Genomic DNA, 15,181 nt, shown 5'->3' on the forward strand with positions numbered 1-15,181 from the left:
CCGTGGGTGTGGGTAGTCGTTAGTTGTCATAGTGTTGTTACGTCTAGTATGTTGACCACTTCCCCCCGTCCTCGCACCGTCGCTCCGCTGAGTCCAGGAATATCGCTCATGAAGCCCTCGAAGGGCTTGACGACGACTTCCTGTTGGCCGTACACGTGGTCACAGTGAAGGGCGACCGACCGGACGTCGTCGCGGATCCGCACGACCATTCCGTCGCCGTTGGCGCTCGCTCGCGGCGTCTCGAGGACGTCGTCGAGTTCGATGACGGAGTAGGTGTCGTCGCCGTCGGTGAGGACCCGCCGTCCGTCGACGATCTCGAGGGTGGCGGCCGATTCGATGTCCTGGACGGCCTTCGTCGGCACCCCGAACTCCTCGCCGCCGCACTCGATGAACAGGATGTCGTCGATGGCGACCGACACCGGGAGCGTCATCGTCACGGTCGTCCCCTCGCCGGCCTCGCTGTCGATCGCGACCGTGCCGTCGAGGTCCTCGATCGTCCGCTTGACGACGTCCATGCCGACGCCGCGGCCGCTGACATCGGTCACCTCGTCCGCCGTCGAGAGCCCGGGATGGAAGATGAGGTCGTACGCCTCGTCGTCGGACATGTTCGCGACCTCGTCCTCGGAGCGGACGCCGGCCTCGACGGCTTCGTCGCGAAGCCGGTCCGGATCAAGGCCGCTCCCGTCGTCCTCGACGGTGATCCGCACCTGATCTCGAGACCGGTCGGCGTGGACCTCGACGGATCCCTCGCGCGGTTTGTCGGCCGCTTCGCGCTCCGCGGGCGGTTCGATCCCGTGGTCGACGGCGTTGCGAACCAGGTGGATCAGCGGGTCGCCGATCCGGTCTAAGATACTGCGGTCGAGCTCGACGTCCTCGCCGGTCATCTCGAAGGCGACCTCCTTGTCCTGATCGCGCGCGATGTCGCGGACGACCCGCGGCAGTCGGCTCGCGACCGTCTGCAAGGGGACCAGCCGGATGTCCATCACCGTCTCCTGGAGGTCCGTCGTCAGGTCCTCCAGGTCGTCGAGTTCCGTCTCGAGCGCGTCGGTCGCCTCGCTTTCGGTCGCGGTGTGGCGGAGCCGAACGCGGCTCGTGACCAGCCCCTCGACGAGGGTCAGCAGCGAGTCGATCTGGTCGATGTCGACCCTGACCGACTGGATCTCGTCGGTTTGCTCGTCGGCGTCCGGTCGGTCCGTCGACTCCGGAACCGTCAGCCCGGGGTTCTCGAAGGTCGGTTCCTCGATCCGGTGGACGACCTCCGCTGCCGATTCGTCGCTGTCGTCGGCCCCGGCGTCGTCGTCGAACGACGGCGTTTCCGCACTCGAGTCGGTCGCCGCCTCGTCGTCCTCGTCACCGAAATCGTCGAAGCCGTCGACGACCTCGTCGACCTCGTTGACCGACTCCGCGTCGGCGTCGGTCGCGGGAGTCACGTCGTCGAACTCGTCGTCCGGCGACTCGAACTCGGTGTCGAACGACTCGTCCGCGAAGGGATCGTCTGCCGCGAACGCGTCGTCTTCGCCGAAGGCATCGTCCGCCGCGTCGTCGGCGAACGGATCCTCATCGTCAACAGCGAACGGATCGTTCTCGCCATCGTCAGCGGCGAACGGGTCGTCGCTCGAGGCGTCGGCCGACGCCGTCGAATCGAACCCGTCCTCGAAACCCGTCTCGAGATCGTCGAGTTCGCCCTCGGCGTCGTCCGCGGTCTGTCCGTCGCCGGCGGAGTCGGCCGTGACGGCGTCGTCGCCGAACGTCTCGTCGCGGTCGTCGGTCGCCTCCTCGGGTTCGGAGTTCGCCTCGACGGATCCGTCGTCCGTACCGTCGGTCTCGGCGGTTGTCTCGGGCGTCTCGAGGTCGGTCGACTCGGCGTCTGACTCGTCCTCGAGCGCGTCGCCGTCGTCTCCCGGTTCCAGCGCCGCTTCGATCGCGTCGTCCGACTCCGCCGTCGACGGATCGTCGACCGCGGGTTCGTCCTCGTCAGGTAGTGCGGCGTCTCCATCCTCGCCGTCAAGATCGCTTTCCGCAGCCGTCGCGGACTCGAGACCGTCGTCTGCGTCGGTCCGTGTCTCTGTTTCGACTGCGGGCGACGCCGATTCCGTGGCCGACTCTGCTTCGGCAGCCGGCTCCGCTTCGACGGCCGGTTCCGAGTCTGCAGCTGACTCCGATTCGGTCGCCGACTCCGGTTCTGCGTCCGGATCCGTTTCGGCGACCGCTTCGACGTCATCGTCCGTCGACGGCTCGTCGACGATGTCCTCGTCGTCCTCGAGCGCGGGCTCGGACTCTACGGCGGCGTCCGATCCCGACTCGGCCGTCGCGTCCTCGGCCATCGCCTCGGCGGATTCCGGTTCGGCTTCGGGTTCGAACGGTTCGACCGCCGTGTCTTCCTCGTCGGTCGACGCGGTGGCGGTCTCTTCGTCGCCTGCAAACAGGTCGCCGAACTCGTCGTCCGTCGCCGCGTCGGCGGGTTCGTCCGTCGTTGCAGCGGCGGTATCATCCGTCGCTGCGTCGGCGGTATCATCCGTCGCTGCGTCGGCGGTATCATCCGTCGCTGCGTCGGCGGACGCTTCCTCGTCGCCTGCGAACAGGTCCTCGAGTTCGTCGTCCGTCGCCGCGCCGACAGGTTCGTCGCCGCCTGCCAGCAGATCGTCGACCTCCTCGTCGGCCACTGCATCGTCTGGCGCTGATTCGTCCTCGTCTCCGGCCAGCAACTCGTCGAGTTCGTCGTCCGTTACGGCGTCGGCCGCCGCCGGTTCGTCGTCGCCGGCGTCGACGAGAATGTCGTCGACCGCGTCATCGGTCGGTTCCGGCCCCGCGAGGAACGCGTCGTCGGCGTCGGCATCCTCGCCGAGGAGTTCGTCCATATCGACCTCGTCGTCGCTGTCGAACTCGTCGAACTCGAGTTCCTCGAGTTCGTCTTGCAACTCGTCGAAGCCGACCATCTCGACCTCGTCTTTGAGTTCGTTGAAGACGGCGTTGGCGTCGTCGACGTCGTCCGCGTCGGCCGACGCGTCGTCGGCCGCCTGCTCGCTCGCGTCGTCGTCGGCTGTCGCGTCGTCCTCGATCGGATCGACCGCCGGCTCCCCGAGTTCGCCGTCGACTTCGAGGTCGTCGTCGTCGAGGAGATCGTCGAACGAGCCGGCCTCGCCCATCTCCTCGAAGGCCTCGAGTTCGTCGTCGTCGACGTCGTCGACCATCTCGTCTAAGTTGTCGAACTCGTCGAACTCGTCGAGCAGATCGTCGACCTCGAGGTCCGCGGCGTCTTCCGTGGAGATCCCGTCGCCCGGCTCGGTCGCCGCGTCCGACCCGTCGGAACGGGCGTCGAACCGGTCGCTGATGTCGACGAGTTCGAAGTCGTCGACCTCCTCGACCGGCTCGAGGCCGGACGTGATCGCGGATTTTCCGACCGCGCTGCCGAAGACGGCGTCGAACGTGCCGTCGTACTCGCCGGCCTCGATCTCGTCTCGGGGCGGCTGGGTCCCGATCAGATCGAACGCGTCGATCAACGCGTCGACGACGAGTTTGCCGCTGTTGACGCCGTCCCGTTCGGCGATCGCGAGCCGCACCAGATAGGCGCGGTGTTCGTCGTCGGCCGGCGGATCGAACCGCTCGGTGACGGCGTCGATCTCGTCGGTCGAGGGCGTCGCGATCGCGGCGTGCCCGTCGGCGGCCTCGAGTTGGTCCCGAAGGGCCGCGATCGTCGCCGACGGATCGGTCTCGATCTCGCCGCCGGTCGCGACCTCGTCGATCATCGTCTCGAGTTCGTCGACTGCGTCGAAGACGACGTCCATCAGTTCGGGCGTCACTTCGAGGCCGCCCTGCCGGACGGCGTCGAGCAGATCCTCGATCGCGTGAGCGAGATCGCTCGCCGGCTCGAGTCCCATCGCGCCACAGTTGCCCTTGAGCGTGTGTGCGACCCGGAAGATGTTCTCCATCGCCTCGTCGTCGGTCGGATCGCGCTCGAGCGTGAGCAACGCGTTGTTCAGTTCCGTAATTCGTTCTTCGCTCTCCTGAACGAAGTCGGTTAGATAGTCAGTCATCGGTCTCACCGTCCGTATCGAACGCGTCGACGATCGCCGCAACGAGTTCGGGGGCGGGCGCGATGTCGTCGACACAGCCCGTTTGAATCGCCTGACAGGGGATGCCAAAGACCGGACTCGTCGCTTCGTCCTGTGCGATGGTTCGTCCGCCCGCGGCGTGGATCGCTTCGATTCCGTCCGCCCCGTCCCGTCCCATCCCGGTCAGCACGACGCCACAGAGCGGGTCGTCGACCCGCTCGGCGGCGGTCCGCATCGTCACGTCGATCGCCGGACGCACGCCGTGAAGCCGCTCGCCGTCGTCGAGTCGGACGCGAAGGCGCCCGTTGACGTTGCTGAGGACCTCGAGGTGGGCGTCGCCGGGGGCGATCACCGCCTCGCCGGGATGGATCGATTCGCCGTCGGTCGCCTCGCGGACGTCGTACTCGCTGCGCGTATCGAGGCGGTCGGCGAAGCGCTCGGTGAAGCCAGCGGGCATGTGCTGGACGACGAGAACCTTCGCGTCGAGCTCGATCGGCAGCCGTTCGAACAGCCGTTCGACGATCTTCGGACCGCCGGTCGAGGCGCCGAGGACGACGACCGGATCGGCCGCGTACTCGCCCTCGAGATCGACCGGCGGGAAGTCGCCGATCTCGGTTCCGGCGGCGGCGCGGGGCCCGACCGCCGGACCGTCCGGCGATGCCTGAGGACCGCCACCGGAACCGACCTGTGCATCGTTTCCGGAGCCGGCGACGGCCCGGCCGGCGGCCGCCTCCTGATTGGATCGCGTCGCGTAGGCGGAGGCGGACGCGCGAGCGAGGGCGATCGACGAGACGTTCGCGTCGGCGAGTTCGTCGACCTTCGCGACGACGTCGTCGGTCAGGTCGGTGACCGTTCGCTCGTCGGCGCCGTCGGGTTTGTGAAGGAAGTCGACGGCGCCGCGCTCGAGCGCGTCGAGCGTGGCTTCCGTGCCCTCCTCAGTGTGAACGCTGAGCATGAGAATCAGCGTCGGATTCGTCGCCATGATTCGCTCGACGGCGTCGATACCGCCGAGTTCGGGCATTTCGACGTCCATCGTGACGACGTCCGGGTCGTACGCCGCCACCGCTTCGATCGCTTCCGAACCGTTCGTGGCCGTCTCGACCTCGTAGCCAGCCCCGGTAAGCGCGTTGCCGATGACTGTCCGCATAAACCCCGAGTCGTCGACAACGAGTACTCTCGTCATGCCGCAGCGACGTCTGTGAGGGCCTTTCTGACGCTGGGTTCTTCGAACGGTTTCGTGACGTAGCCGTCCGCACCAGCCTTCACGGCGAGTTTCATTTTCTCACGCTGTCCGACGCTCGTACACATGATGACGCGGGCGTCCGGGTCGATCTTCTTGATCGCCGCGGTCGCCTTGATGCCGTTACACTTGGGCATCACAATGTCCATCATGACGATATCGGGGTCGTGTTCTTTGTACAGTTTGACTGCTTCGGCGCCGTTGGACGCCTCTCCGAGAATGCGGTAATCCTGTTCCAAGATCTGGCGCAGTAAGTTCCGCATAAAATGAGAGTCGTCCACGATGAGCACCCCTGTCGACATTCAGTAGTACACCAACCGCTGATAACAATACAACTACCATAAATGCTGTCTCTCGATTATCAGTCATGATAAGTGATATATACGGGACGGGGACGTCACCCAGAATGCGACATCGTCGACCCCGTAATCGGCGGCTCCGTCGCCCTATTCTCCCTGTCCGGACGCCAACAGGAGACGTTCGATATCTACTACGGGTGTCGCCTCGATGACGACCTCTCGAGTCGATCTCGCGTCCGCCGTTCGGTCGTCCCCCTCGTCGGCGTCGTCCGGCGCTCCCGCGTCCGCGGACTCGAGTTCGAACGGATTCCCAACCGCGTCGTCTGCCCCGTCCGAACCCGACCGCTGCACGGCTGACAGCGCACTCCCCTCGGCGCCGCGGTCGGCATCGACTGCGCTCGCGCTCCGCTGGGAACCGCGGCCGGCCCTCCCGGCGGCGAGTTCGCGCTCCGTTTCGAAGAGCGCGACGACGAGCGGATGGTCGAGCGCATCGCCGGAGAACCGACTCTCCTCGACGGTCGTTTCGTCGACGATATCGTCCTCGGGAACCGTCTCCACGCCGATCACGTCGTCGACGTGGATCGCGGCTGACTGCTGGTCGGACGGCCGGTCGAGCACGAGCAACCGTTCGCGCCCCGCGGTGGCCTCGCGCTCGACGGTCGGGAAGTGAACGCCCGGATCGACCATGGCCGTGATATCCCCGCGCAGGTCCACCATCCCCTCGATCGCCGGCGGCGCCCGCGGAACGCGGGTAACGTCGTCGGGGACCTCTGCGAGCGTGCGCACGGTCGCGACCGGCATCGCAAACCGGTGGTCGCCTAGTCCGAAGACGACGAACTGTTCGAGTTCCGCCCGCGGTTCGTCCGTCTCGCTACCGTCGCGTTGCCGTCGCTCGTCGGCGTCGTCGATATCGATTCCGAGAAGCTTCTCGGAGAGATCCGGGGTCATGTTCTTGCTCGAGCATCACATTCCAACACTAAAACGTTGACTCCCGCCGCCGGGAATCGCCGCCGACGCGGATCCGCCGTCCATCGTTTGTTGTTCGAATGTCGACCGAAATCCTTATCTTTACACAGTTAAATTTCGCAGCAGTATGGCATCGTCCGTAAACAGGGACCGCGACGACGATCGGATCTCCGTGCTGACGTTTACCCTCGAAGGGGACCGGTACTGCGTCCGGGCCGCCTCGGTCGACTCCGTTCTTGGTGTCGGCGACGACCAGTCCGTCGCGACGGCCGACGACCCGTGGAACGCCGGGACCGTCTCCGTCGCCGGCGACCGCATTCGGGTCGTCGACCTCCCCCGAGCGTTCAGTTCGTCGGTCCGGACGATAAACCGGATCGAGACGCCGAAACTGCTCGTCTTTCGGCTGACCGACGCCGACGACGCGTACGTCGGCTGGCTCGTCGACGACGTCGACGTCACGCGAACCGTGCGGACGAGCGACCTCGAGCCGACGCCGACCAGCGCTCGGATCGCCCACGTCAAGGGGCGACTCGAGATCGACGGCGACGAAGTACTCTGGCTCGACGAGCGAGCGATTCACGGCTGACGATCCGTCTCGATCGGTCGCGAAAATCGACGCGCCGATAGTACGGCGTCCTCGAGCCGGGTTAGCCCATTCCCGGCGGCGGACCGTCGTTCGAATCGTCGTCGATATCGACGTTCAGGCCCATCTCCTCGCGTTCTTTGCGGAGTCGCTTGACCTCCCGATAGTAGTACGCGATGCCGGCGCCCCCGATGAGCGCGACGGCGCCGATCAGTCCGATGAACAGGGGGACGTCGCGGCTGAGGTAGTAGCGGACCGAGAGTTCGTTCTCGAGTTCCTCCCAGTAGAGGCGTTCCTCGTCGTCGACGATTTCCCGCTCGTAGCCGTTCGGGCTGACGTCGCCGAAGATGAAGTTCGTCGTCCGGTGACCCTCGGGGAGCCGGACCTCGTGGGAGCCCTCGACGTACGCCGGCAGGCTGAACGTCTTCCGGCCCGCCTCGCCCGAAAACGCGAGCGTTCCGTTCTCGTCGGGGACGCGAATCTCGGTGCTCGAGCGGCTCTGCTCGATGTCCAGTTCCGACCCCGTCACCTCGGTTCCGTTGGGGTACCAGTAGCGGACGCTGTGGATGTCGAGGGCCTCCTCGCTGAAGAGCGTCGACCGGGAGAGCGAGAACTCCTCCGTTCCGTCGAGGTCGTACACGGCGCGGAATTCGCCGCTGTTGAGCATGTTGCCGCCCTCGACGTCGATGGTGACGTCGGCGTCGGACGCGTCGCCTCGCAGGTCGTCGTACTCCTGGTCCCGATCGAGCTGCTCGTCGGAAATCCCGCCGAAGACGCCCGAACAGCCGGCCGTGGTAACGAGCAACCCGACCGCGATCACCGCCAGAACGAGCCGTCGATTCATGTTACGGAACGACACAGCGGAGCTCCGCTGGGAGGTACTCGCCGACGCTCGCGAGCAGTCCCGGCGGGTCGGTATCTTCGGTACAGATCACGCTCTGTTCGAGGAGGCCCAGCCGCTCGACGGTGACGTAGTCCTGGGCGTGGCCGGCGCGGTTCAGCGTCGCCCGCACTTCGGCGCGGGTGGCGCTGTTGACGTTGAGCCGACCGTCGCCGCGGGTCCAGTCGTAGAGTCGGTCCTGTTCCGCGTCGGCGAGTCGGGACGGCTCGCCCTCGCTGTCCTCGCCGGCGTCAGCCGAGCCGTAGACGAACCGCAGCGGCAGATGCTGGACCAGCCCGTACCGCTCGCGGAGCTGTTCGGGCGACCCCGGACCGAGTCCGAGTTCGTCGGTCGGGATCCGCACGCCCTCGCCCTGTCCCGCGTCGAGGACGAAGCCGTCGTCGTCCCAGGTCTCGAGGGTGCCGACGTACGTTTCGCCGGGCTCGAGATCGGGGACGATCTCGCCGAACTCCTCGCGGAGGGCGTTGCGCGCGACGGTGGCGTCCTCGCCCTCGATGGTCACCGACGGAAAGTCGTCGTGGCGCACGCCGAGTTCGAACTCGACTTCGAGCTCGCCGATCTCGTTGGCGACCAGCGAGCGAAGCGAGTCCAGCGCCCGCTCGCGGGCGTCACCTTCGACGTACAGTTTGGTTGCGAGTACGACCATCAGGCCTCTAGGTTGAGTTCGTCCTCGAGGGCGTCGAGGCGGTCGTCCATCGCGTTGACGAGCCGATCGTTGTCCATCGATTCGAGCGGCGAGCCACACTCGGGGCACTCGAAGCCGAAGTCCATGGCCTCGCCGAACTCGAACCGGATCGAGCAGATTTCACAGAGGTAGAACTCGTGGTTGCGCTCGTACTCCCGGCGTTCCTCGAGGGCCTCGTGAAGGCGGTACATCTCGTCTTCTAAGTTCTCCGGGATGTTGTCGTACTCGAACGTCCAGAGGTAGGTGAGCCACCCCGAGTCCTCGTCGCGCAGCCGTCGGTAGGTCGCGAGATCGTTCTCGTACAGGATAAACAGCGCCCGCCGCACGTCGTTCAACTCGAGATCCAGCTCCTCCGCGAGCTCCTCGTCGGTCACTTCCCCGTCCGGCGGCGCCGCCGCGACGGGCATCCCCTTGGGACCGACCAGCTCGTGCAAGTACTTCTGGATGACCGGATCCTCGAGCAGGTCCTCAAAAGCCATTACCTACGTGTAACGGCATGTGGCCATTAAGTCTTGTTAACTGCCTCGCGTGCCGGGCCCGCGGCAGAGTCTCCGGATCGTTGAACCGTCGCCCGATGGGCGTCCCCGCTACTCTGTCGGTTCGTCGTCCGACCGGCCTGTTCGCCCCAGCACCAGACGCAGGGTGGCGACGATCAGCAGGAGCATGGTCGCCTCGAAGAGCCCGAAGAACAGCCCCCTCGGAATCGCCACTAGGAGGCTGTGGCCGGTCGCGACCAACACGACCATGTTGAGCACGACCAGCACCGCGGCGAACATGTAGTACTCGATCGGCGTCCGCTGAAGCGGCGCGTCCGAATCCATACTCGATTTGGGACCTCGAGGGGTGAAAAACTAGCCGTTCGCGGCCGCGCCGAATCGACCGTCGCGGCCTCAGGCGTCGTCGTCCCAGGACTCGAGCTTGTACTTTTGCACCTTGCCGCTGGTGGTCCGGGGAAGTTCGTCGACGAACTCGACCTCCCGAGGGTGTTTGTACTCGGCGACGCGGTCGAGGCTGTACCGCTTGAGTTCGTCGGCGGTCACGTCCGTTCCCGGGTCGACCCCGACCGCGGGAACGACGAAAGCCTTGGGGACTTCGTTGCGGCGGTCGTCCGGGACGCCGATGACGGCGACGTCCGCGACGGCCTCGTGTTCCAACAGCAGGGTCTCGAGTTCGCTGGGGTAGACGTTGTAGCCGGCGCTGACGATGACGTGTTTCTTGCGGTCGACGATCTCGTAGTAGTTGTTCTCGTCCCGTCGGGCGACGTCGCCGGTCCGGAAGTAGCCGCGCTCGGTGAACGCCCGCTCGGTCGCGTCGGGCATCCCGTGGTACCCCTTCATGACCGCCGGACCGCGCACGAGGAGTTCGCCCTCCTCTCCGGGGGCAACCTCGTCGCCGCTCTCGTCGACGATCTTGCAGTCGGTCATCCGCAGCGGCTGGCCGATGGTCCCGTGTTGCAGGCCGAACGACGAGCCCTGTTGGGTGTGGGTAGCGCCATGGGTTTCGGTGAGCCCGTACCCCTCGGAGATGTCGACGCCGGCGGTCTCCTCGAACCGCTCTTGGACCGCTGGCGAGAGCTTCGCGCCTCCCTCCGAGGCCGACTCGAGGCTCGTCAGGTCGTAGTCGCCGAAGCCGTCGGCCTCGACCATGTCCGCGTACATCGTCGTCACGCCCACGAAGTGGGTGATCCCCTCCGCTTCGATGAGTTCCATGCACTCCTGGGCGTCCCACTCGAGGGCGCTGCGGAAGTACAGGCCGCCGCCGCCGACCAGCGGCTGGAGCGCGGTGTGGGTGAATCCGGTGATGTGATACAGCGGCAGCCAGATGAGACTGCGGACGTCCTCGCCTTCGACGTCGACGTTGGAGGAGGTCAGCGGCCAGCTCATCTGTGCGCGCGTGTTTCGGTGGGTGAGCTGGACGCCCTTCGGATCGCCCGTCGTTCCCGACGTGTAGGAGAGCAAGGCGACGTCGTCGTCGGCCCGCTCGACCAGCGTCGGCTCGCCGCTGACGTCCTCGAAAAAGACGTCGTCGGGGTCTCGATCCGCCATCTCGCTCTCGATAGTGATGACCGCGGGCTCCCGATCGGCGTCCTCGAGCGCTTCGTCGACGACCTCCCGGAGCAGCGGGTGGGTGACGATCGCCGTCGCGTCGGCGTCCGCGAGCTGGTAGGCGACCTCGCGGCGCTTGTACTGCGGGTTGACCGGCGAGAAGACGACGCCGGCCTTGAACGAACCCAGCGAGGCCACGAGGTACTCTGGACAGTTCGGCAAAAAGAGTAGCAGTCGATCGCCGGGCTCGAGACCCAGCTCGTGGAGTCCTCCGGCGAAAGCGGCGGTCCGGTCCCGTAACTCGGCGTGGGTCGTCCGCTCGCCGTAGTGTTCCATCGCCTGTGCGTCCCCGTGGTGTGCGGCCGTCTCGTCGAACAGCTTCGCGACGTTCCCCGCCCGCGCGGTCGGATCGACGTCGTCCAGGTCCATGGTACATGATACCGAAGATCGCGTATAAAATTTCGGCCCGGTTACACCTTCGCCGCGAATCGCCGGACGGTCCGTTCGTGCTCGCTCAGTCGATCGGGTGTTCGCTGGGGCGCTCGAGGGCGCCAGCCCACCGGAGCCGGACGCGTCTTCGGTCGATCGTCCGTCCAAACAATAGTATTAATACCGGTGGTGTACGATTTAATACACGATGATCCGTCGATTCGCCGCCCGATTCCGGGACGAGATCGACCGCGCCGACGTCACCACCGCCGCCGGCTTCGGCGCCGTCCTCGCGCTCTCCGGTAACGAGTCGACCGCGATCGGCGTCGTCGTCGGCCTCCTCGTTGGCGTTCCGTTCCTCACCGCCCTCATCGACACCCTCGGACTGGACCCCGAGCCCGGTCCCGCCGGCGTCGCCCTCGGGACGCTGGTCGTCGCCGCAGGCGCCTCCCTCCTCCTCGACGGCGGTCGTTGGGTTGGCTGGGGAGTCGTCGCGATCGGCGCGTGGATCCTCCTCGACGGGGTCGACAAGTGGCGGCGCCGTGACTCCGCCGACGCGGGCGATTCGACGGCCGACGAGGACGACATGTCGAAAGCGGACGTGTTTCGCTACGGCGAGTACAACCGCTGGCTGCTCGAGGAACTCCGGGCGGCCGACCGTCCGTTGACCGCCGACGAGATCCAGTCGCGAACGGGACTCACCGAGGACGACTTCGAACGCCTCCTCGAGAGCCACGGTGAGTCCGGACCGATCGAACGCGTCGGAAACGGCTACGCGCTCGACGAGAACGAGTTGGGCGCCGTCGCGTTCGTCCGGAACTTGGTCCGCACGGTCGGCGGTCGCCTTCTCCGTCCGTTCCGACTGTTCCGGCTGGCCGGGTGACGGCTCCGGTATCGACACACCACCACCGTCGAGCGATCTGGAATAGTGTCAACTATATCACTGGTATTTTGTACTGTCGTCGCGAAGCGAACCGTATGACCCACCCGTTCGTTCGGACGCTCCGGACGGAACTCGAGCCGCGGAACCCGATCTCGTTCGCGGTCGCGCTCGCCGCCGTCTATCTGCTGACCGAGTCGTGGCTGACCGTCGCCGCGTTTCCGGCCGCGATCGTCGGACTGGCCGTCTTCAGAGCGATCCTGGCGACCCTCGAGGCGCCCGACTACCTCTCCGGAGTCCTGATCGGCGGCGGGGCCGGCGTCGGCTCCGCTATCGCCGCAGTCAATTGGTTCTCGTGGATGTTCGTCGCCCTCTCGGCCGTCGGCTGGTGGCTCTGTCTCGACTCCCTGTACGACCGCCGCCACGGGATCGATCGGTCGGGCCCGCTCGAGGACCCCATGGACGACCGCTCGTTTCGCGAGAACGTGCGGGTCGTGTCAGACACGGGCGCTATCGGCCGGGTCCTCCGCGAGTCGTCGGTCGCCCTCTCGCCTGCAGCTATCGCCGCCCGCAGCGAGTTCTCGGTCGACGAGGTCGAACGACTCCTCGAGGAGTTCGGCGACGACGTCCCGATCGAACGGGTCAGCGACGATCGATACACCGTGAACGAAGCGAAGATGGGCGTTTCGGGGCTGGTGCGCGACGCGATCCGCCGGCTCTGCCGACCGTTTTCGGTGCTGATCCCGGGCCGCTAGCGGGGTCTCACTCCTCGTCGGTCGACTCGACGCGCTTGCCGGTCTCCATCGGCATGACGTGACGGTCGGCATTTTCCCAGTCGCGCTCGAGTTCCCGTCCCTCGAACAGCCGGTCTAAGAAGACCGCGAGGCCGGCGACCTCCGAGTGGGGCTGGTTGGTGACGCCGACGTTCCAGTCGGCTTCCTCGTAGACGTCGAAGGGGACCTTCTCGGCGCCGACGACGATCAGCAGCGGCCGGCCCTCGTCGCCGTGGGCCGCCCGGATCTCGTCCTCGACATCCTGGACGCGCTCGCCGTACATCGTGAGGTGGACGACCCGACCCTCCCAGTTGCGGATGACCCCCTGGGGCGAGTCGGTGAGTTCGACCCCGAAGGGGCCGCCGAAGCGGTCGGTGATGTCTGCGACGGTCTCCTTCGATTGGCCCGCGTTATCGGGCAGGAGGACGCGGTCGGCGCCCAGCGCCCGCGCGGTCAGGCCGACGTGGGTCGTCATCCGCTCGTCCCGGCCGGGGCGGTGGCCGAGTCGGAGGACGGCGACCTCGCTGTCGTCGTGCATGCTCGAAGTCACTCTCGGACGGGGTTAGGGGGTTTCGTTTTCCGACCGAACTTTTTCCGCCTCGGGTTCGCCGTAGGCGAACCGCTCGGCGCAAAAACTTCGATGAAAAAGGCCGAGCGCGCCAACGGCGCGCTCGGTGAACCGCTCACTTCGTTCGCGGATGCTGAATTGCCCCGACGGCCGGTTCACTCACTTCTCGTGCCCCGATCAGCAGTGAACCGAAACGATTCGGCCTCGAGAAATCTTATACCGTTGACGGATGTCGGTAACTGGGTATGGGGAAAATCAACGAGTCGGACCTCGAGTGGAACGAGTACGACCCCGAACCGGACGACGTCGCGTTTCGCCGCAAGCAACTCTCGACCGCCGCCGACGCCGACGACCTCGGCTGTAGCCTCTACGAACTCCCGCCGGGGAGGCGCTCGTGGCCCTATCACTATCACACGGCCAACGAGGAGGCAGTGTACGTGCTGGCCGGCGACGGACTGCTCGTCGCGGCCGACGGCGAGACACCGCTCGAGGAGGGGGACTTCGCGAGCTTCTCGGCCGACGAGAGCGGAGGTCACCGGATCGTCAACGACGGGAACGAGCCCCTGCGCTACCTGATGGTCTCGACGATGAACGAGCCGGATATCACCGTCTACCCCGAGATGGAGACGTTCGGCGTCTACGTCGGCTCGCCGCCGGGCGGCCGCGAGGAACGGTCGCTCGAGGGCTACTACCGCATCGACGACGAGGTACCTTACTGGGACGGGGACGACCCCGACGACGAGTAGCCGGTCGCCGCGATGGCGAGTTCGTTGTCTCCCAGCGACTCCAACGCTCTCGCGCGGGACGGGTCGCGGGATCGACGACCGGTAACCGGCGACGATAGGCTTTTTTCGCCGGGCACGAGACGGTATGTCATGGACGCGTTCGAATCCGGGCGGGTGACCGGCCGATGACGGGGCTCGGTGAGCGACTCGAGGCGCTTCGCGAGGAGCGGTGGGGGATGTTGGCGGATCTGGTCTTCGCCATCGTCTGGGTGACGCTCGTCGACGTCATCTTCCGGTTCCTCGAGGGCCCCCAGTGGGCGTACTACCTGTTCATGTTCGCCGGGATCGTCGCCTACTTCGGCTTCTTCGCGAGTCTCGATTTGGCGAGATCCGAGCAGTAGGCCGACACGAGAGCAACCTCGCCCGGCCTCGAGAGTAACAGCGTACTTTTTCCTTCTGCACCGGTCGTCGGCCCGCCGACGGAGTCGAAGGCTCGATTTCGAGGATCGATCGTCGTGGGCACCGCTATCGGTCGTTGCGCTCCGAAAAACGTCGCAGTCCGCGTCCGCGCCGCGTTACTCTCGGTCCGTGTCGACGACGAGGACCGGCGCGCGCGTCGATCGGAGCGTCCGTTCGGTGACGCTGCCGAGCAGCGTCCGTCGGATGCCCGACCGTCCGTGCGATCCCATCACGACGAGGTCGATGTCGTTGTCCTCGACGTACTCGGCGATCAGCGAGTGAGGTTTCCCCGCCGAGACGTGCTCGACGACCTCGAGGCCGCGCTCTCGAGCGCGGTCGGCGACGTAGTCGGTAGCGCGCTCGGCGCGCTCCCGGACTTCGTCCATCTCGCCGAACTTGCCCTGTTCGATGCGATCGAGCTGTTCGGCGCCGAGGGTGAGGCTCATCGAGTCGGTGTCGACCACGTACAGGGTGTGGACGACGGCGTCGTATCGCTCGGCGAGCTCGAGTGCGTGGTCGACGGCCGCCTCGGCCGTTTCGCTACCGTCCGTGGGAACGAGGATGCGTTCGTACATG

16 protein-coding genes are annotated in these 15,181 nt (G+C 66.3%); 5 read left to right on the forward strand and 11 right to left on the reverse strand.

Annotated features, from left to right (window positions below; all coding sequences use genetic code 11):
* Nucleotides 1–26: 26 nt before the first annotated feature.
* From C477_RS19855 to C477_RS19870, 4 genes are all read right to left on the reverse strand, one after another.
* Nucleotides 27–4,034 carry a chemotaxis protein CheA gene (locus C477_RS19855; RefSeq protein WP_008896349.1) on the reverse strand — a complete coding sequence of 1,336 codons (4,008 nt, stop codon included), beginning with the start codon at nt 4,032–4,034 and terminating at the stop codon, nt 27–29.
* A complete protein-coding gene (gene cheB, locus C477_RS19860; protein WP_049914702.1) occupies nt 4,027–5,235 on the reverse strand; it encodes a chemotaxis-specific protein-glutamate methyltransferase CheB in 1,209 nt (402 codons plus the stop codon). Before cheB ends, C477_RS19855 begins: the two co-directional genes overlap by 8 nt.
* Nucleotides 5,232–5,594, reverse strand: a complete 363-nt coding sequence (cheY, locus tag C477_RS19865; RefSeq protein WP_008896351.1) for a chemotaxis protein CheY — start codon at nt 5,592–5,594, stop codon at nt 5,232–5,234. The genes cheB and cheY overlap by 4 nt, the downstream gene beginning before the upstream one ends.
* Before the next feature lie 144 nt (nt 5,595–5,738).
* Nucleotides 5,739–6,539 (reverse strand): chemotaxis protein CheW, encoded by an 801-nt coding sequence (locus tag C477_RS19870; RefSeq protein ID WP_008896352.1) that lies wholly within the window; start codon nt 6,537–6,539, stop codon nt 5,739–5,741.
* 145 nt (nt 6,540–6,684) lie between these two features.
* Here C477_RS19870 and C477_RS19875 point away from each other — a divergent pair, with 145 nt between their 5' ends.
* The gene (locus tag C477_RS19875; protein ID WP_008896353.1) at nt 6,685–7,143 is read left to right on the forward strand and encodes a chemotaxis protein CheW; all 459 of its coding nucleotides are present in this window, start codon (nt 6,685–6,687) and stop codon (nt 7,141–7,143) included.
* A 61-nt stretch (nt 7,144–7,204) separates the two neighbouring features.
* On the opposite strand, the gene C477_RS19880 is transcribed toward C477_RS19875, so the two are convergent.
* From C477_RS19880 to C477_RS19900, 5 genes are all read right to left on the reverse strand, one after another.
* Entirely contained in the window at nt 7,205–7,984 is a 780-nt protein-coding gene (locus tag C477_RS19880; protein WP_008896354.1) for a DUF5803 family protein, read from the reverse strand.
* Nucleotide 7,985: 1 nt separating this feature from the next.
* Nucleotides 7,986–8,687 (reverse strand): DUF2110 family protein, encoded by a 702-nt coding sequence (locus C477_RS19885; RefSeq protein WP_008896355.1) that lies wholly within the window; start codon nt 8,685–8,687, stop codon nt 7,986–7,988.
* Nucleotides 8,687–9,205: a transcription factor E gene (gene tfe, locus C477_RS19890; protein WP_008896356.1), complete on the reverse strand. Its 519-nt coding sequence runs from the start codon at nt 9,203–9,205 to the stop codon at nt 8,687–8,689. Before tfe ends, C477_RS19885 begins: the two co-directional genes overlap by 1 nt.
* A 108-nt stretch (nt 9,206–9,313) precedes the next feature.
* Complete coding sequence (locus tag C477_RS19895; protein WP_008896357.1) at nt 9,314–9,547, reverse strand: hypothetical protein; 234 nt, start codon at nt 9,545–9,547, stop codon at nt 9,314–9,316.
* A gap of 69 nt (nt 9,548–9,616) precedes the next feature.
* Entirely contained in the window at nt 9,617–11,200 is a 1,584-nt protein-coding gene (locus C477_RS19900; RefSeq protein ID WP_008896358.1) for a class I adenylate-forming enzyme family protein, read from the reverse strand.
* Between the two features lie 208 nt (nt 11,201–11,408).
* Between C477_RS19900 and C477_RS19905 the strand changes: the two genes are divergently transcribed.
* Entirely contained in the window at nt 11,409–12,083 is a 675-nt protein-coding gene (locus C477_RS19905; protein WP_008896359.1) for a hypothetical protein, read from the forward strand.
* 95 nt (nt 12,084–12,178) lie between these two features.
* Nucleotides 12,179–12,835 (forward strand): hypothetical protein, encoded by a 657-nt coding sequence (locus C477_RS19910; RefSeq protein WP_008896360.1) that lies wholly within the window; start codon nt 12,179–12,181, stop codon nt 12,833–12,835.
* Nucleotides 12,836–12,842: 7 nt separating this feature from the next.
* On the opposite strand, the gene C477_RS19915 is transcribed toward C477_RS19910, so the two are convergent.
* The gene (locus tag C477_RS19915) at nt 12,843–13,391 is read right to left on the reverse strand and encodes a tRNA (cytidine(56)-2'-O)-methyltransferase (protein ID WP_008896361.1); all 549 of its coding nucleotides are present in this window, start codon (nt 13,389–13,391) and stop codon (nt 12,843–12,845) included.
* 275 nt (nt 13,392–13,666) lie between these two features.
* Between C477_RS19915 and C477_RS19920 the strand changes: the two genes are divergently transcribed.
* Nucleotides 13,667–14,167, forward strand: a complete 501-nt coding sequence (locus C477_RS19920) for a cupin domain-containing protein (RefSeq protein WP_008896362.1) — start codon at nt 13,667–13,669, stop codon at nt 14,165–14,167.
* 164 nt (nt 14,168–14,331) lie between these two features.
* Nucleotides 14,332–14,547: a hypothetical protein gene (locus C477_RS19925; protein WP_008896363.1), complete on the forward strand. Its 216-nt coding sequence runs from the start codon at nt 14,332–14,334 to the stop codon at nt 14,545–14,547.
* Between the two features lie 174 nt (nt 14,548–14,721).
* Here the strand turns inward: C477_RS19925 and C477_RS19930 are convergent, their stop codons facing one another.
* The gene (locus tag C477_RS19930) at nt 14,722–15,180 is read right to left on the reverse strand and encodes a universal stress protein (RefSeq protein ID WP_008896364.1); all 459 of its coding nucleotides are present in this window, start codon (nt 15,178–15,180) and stop codon (nt 14,722–14,724) included.
* Between the last annotated feature and the right edge of the window lies 1 nt (nt 15,181).

The organism is Haloterrigena salina JCM 13891 (assembly GCF_000337495.1).
GTDB classification, from domain to species: domain Archaea; phylum Halobacteriota; class Halobacteria; order Halobacteriales; family Natrialbaceae; genus Haloterrigena; species Haloterrigena salina.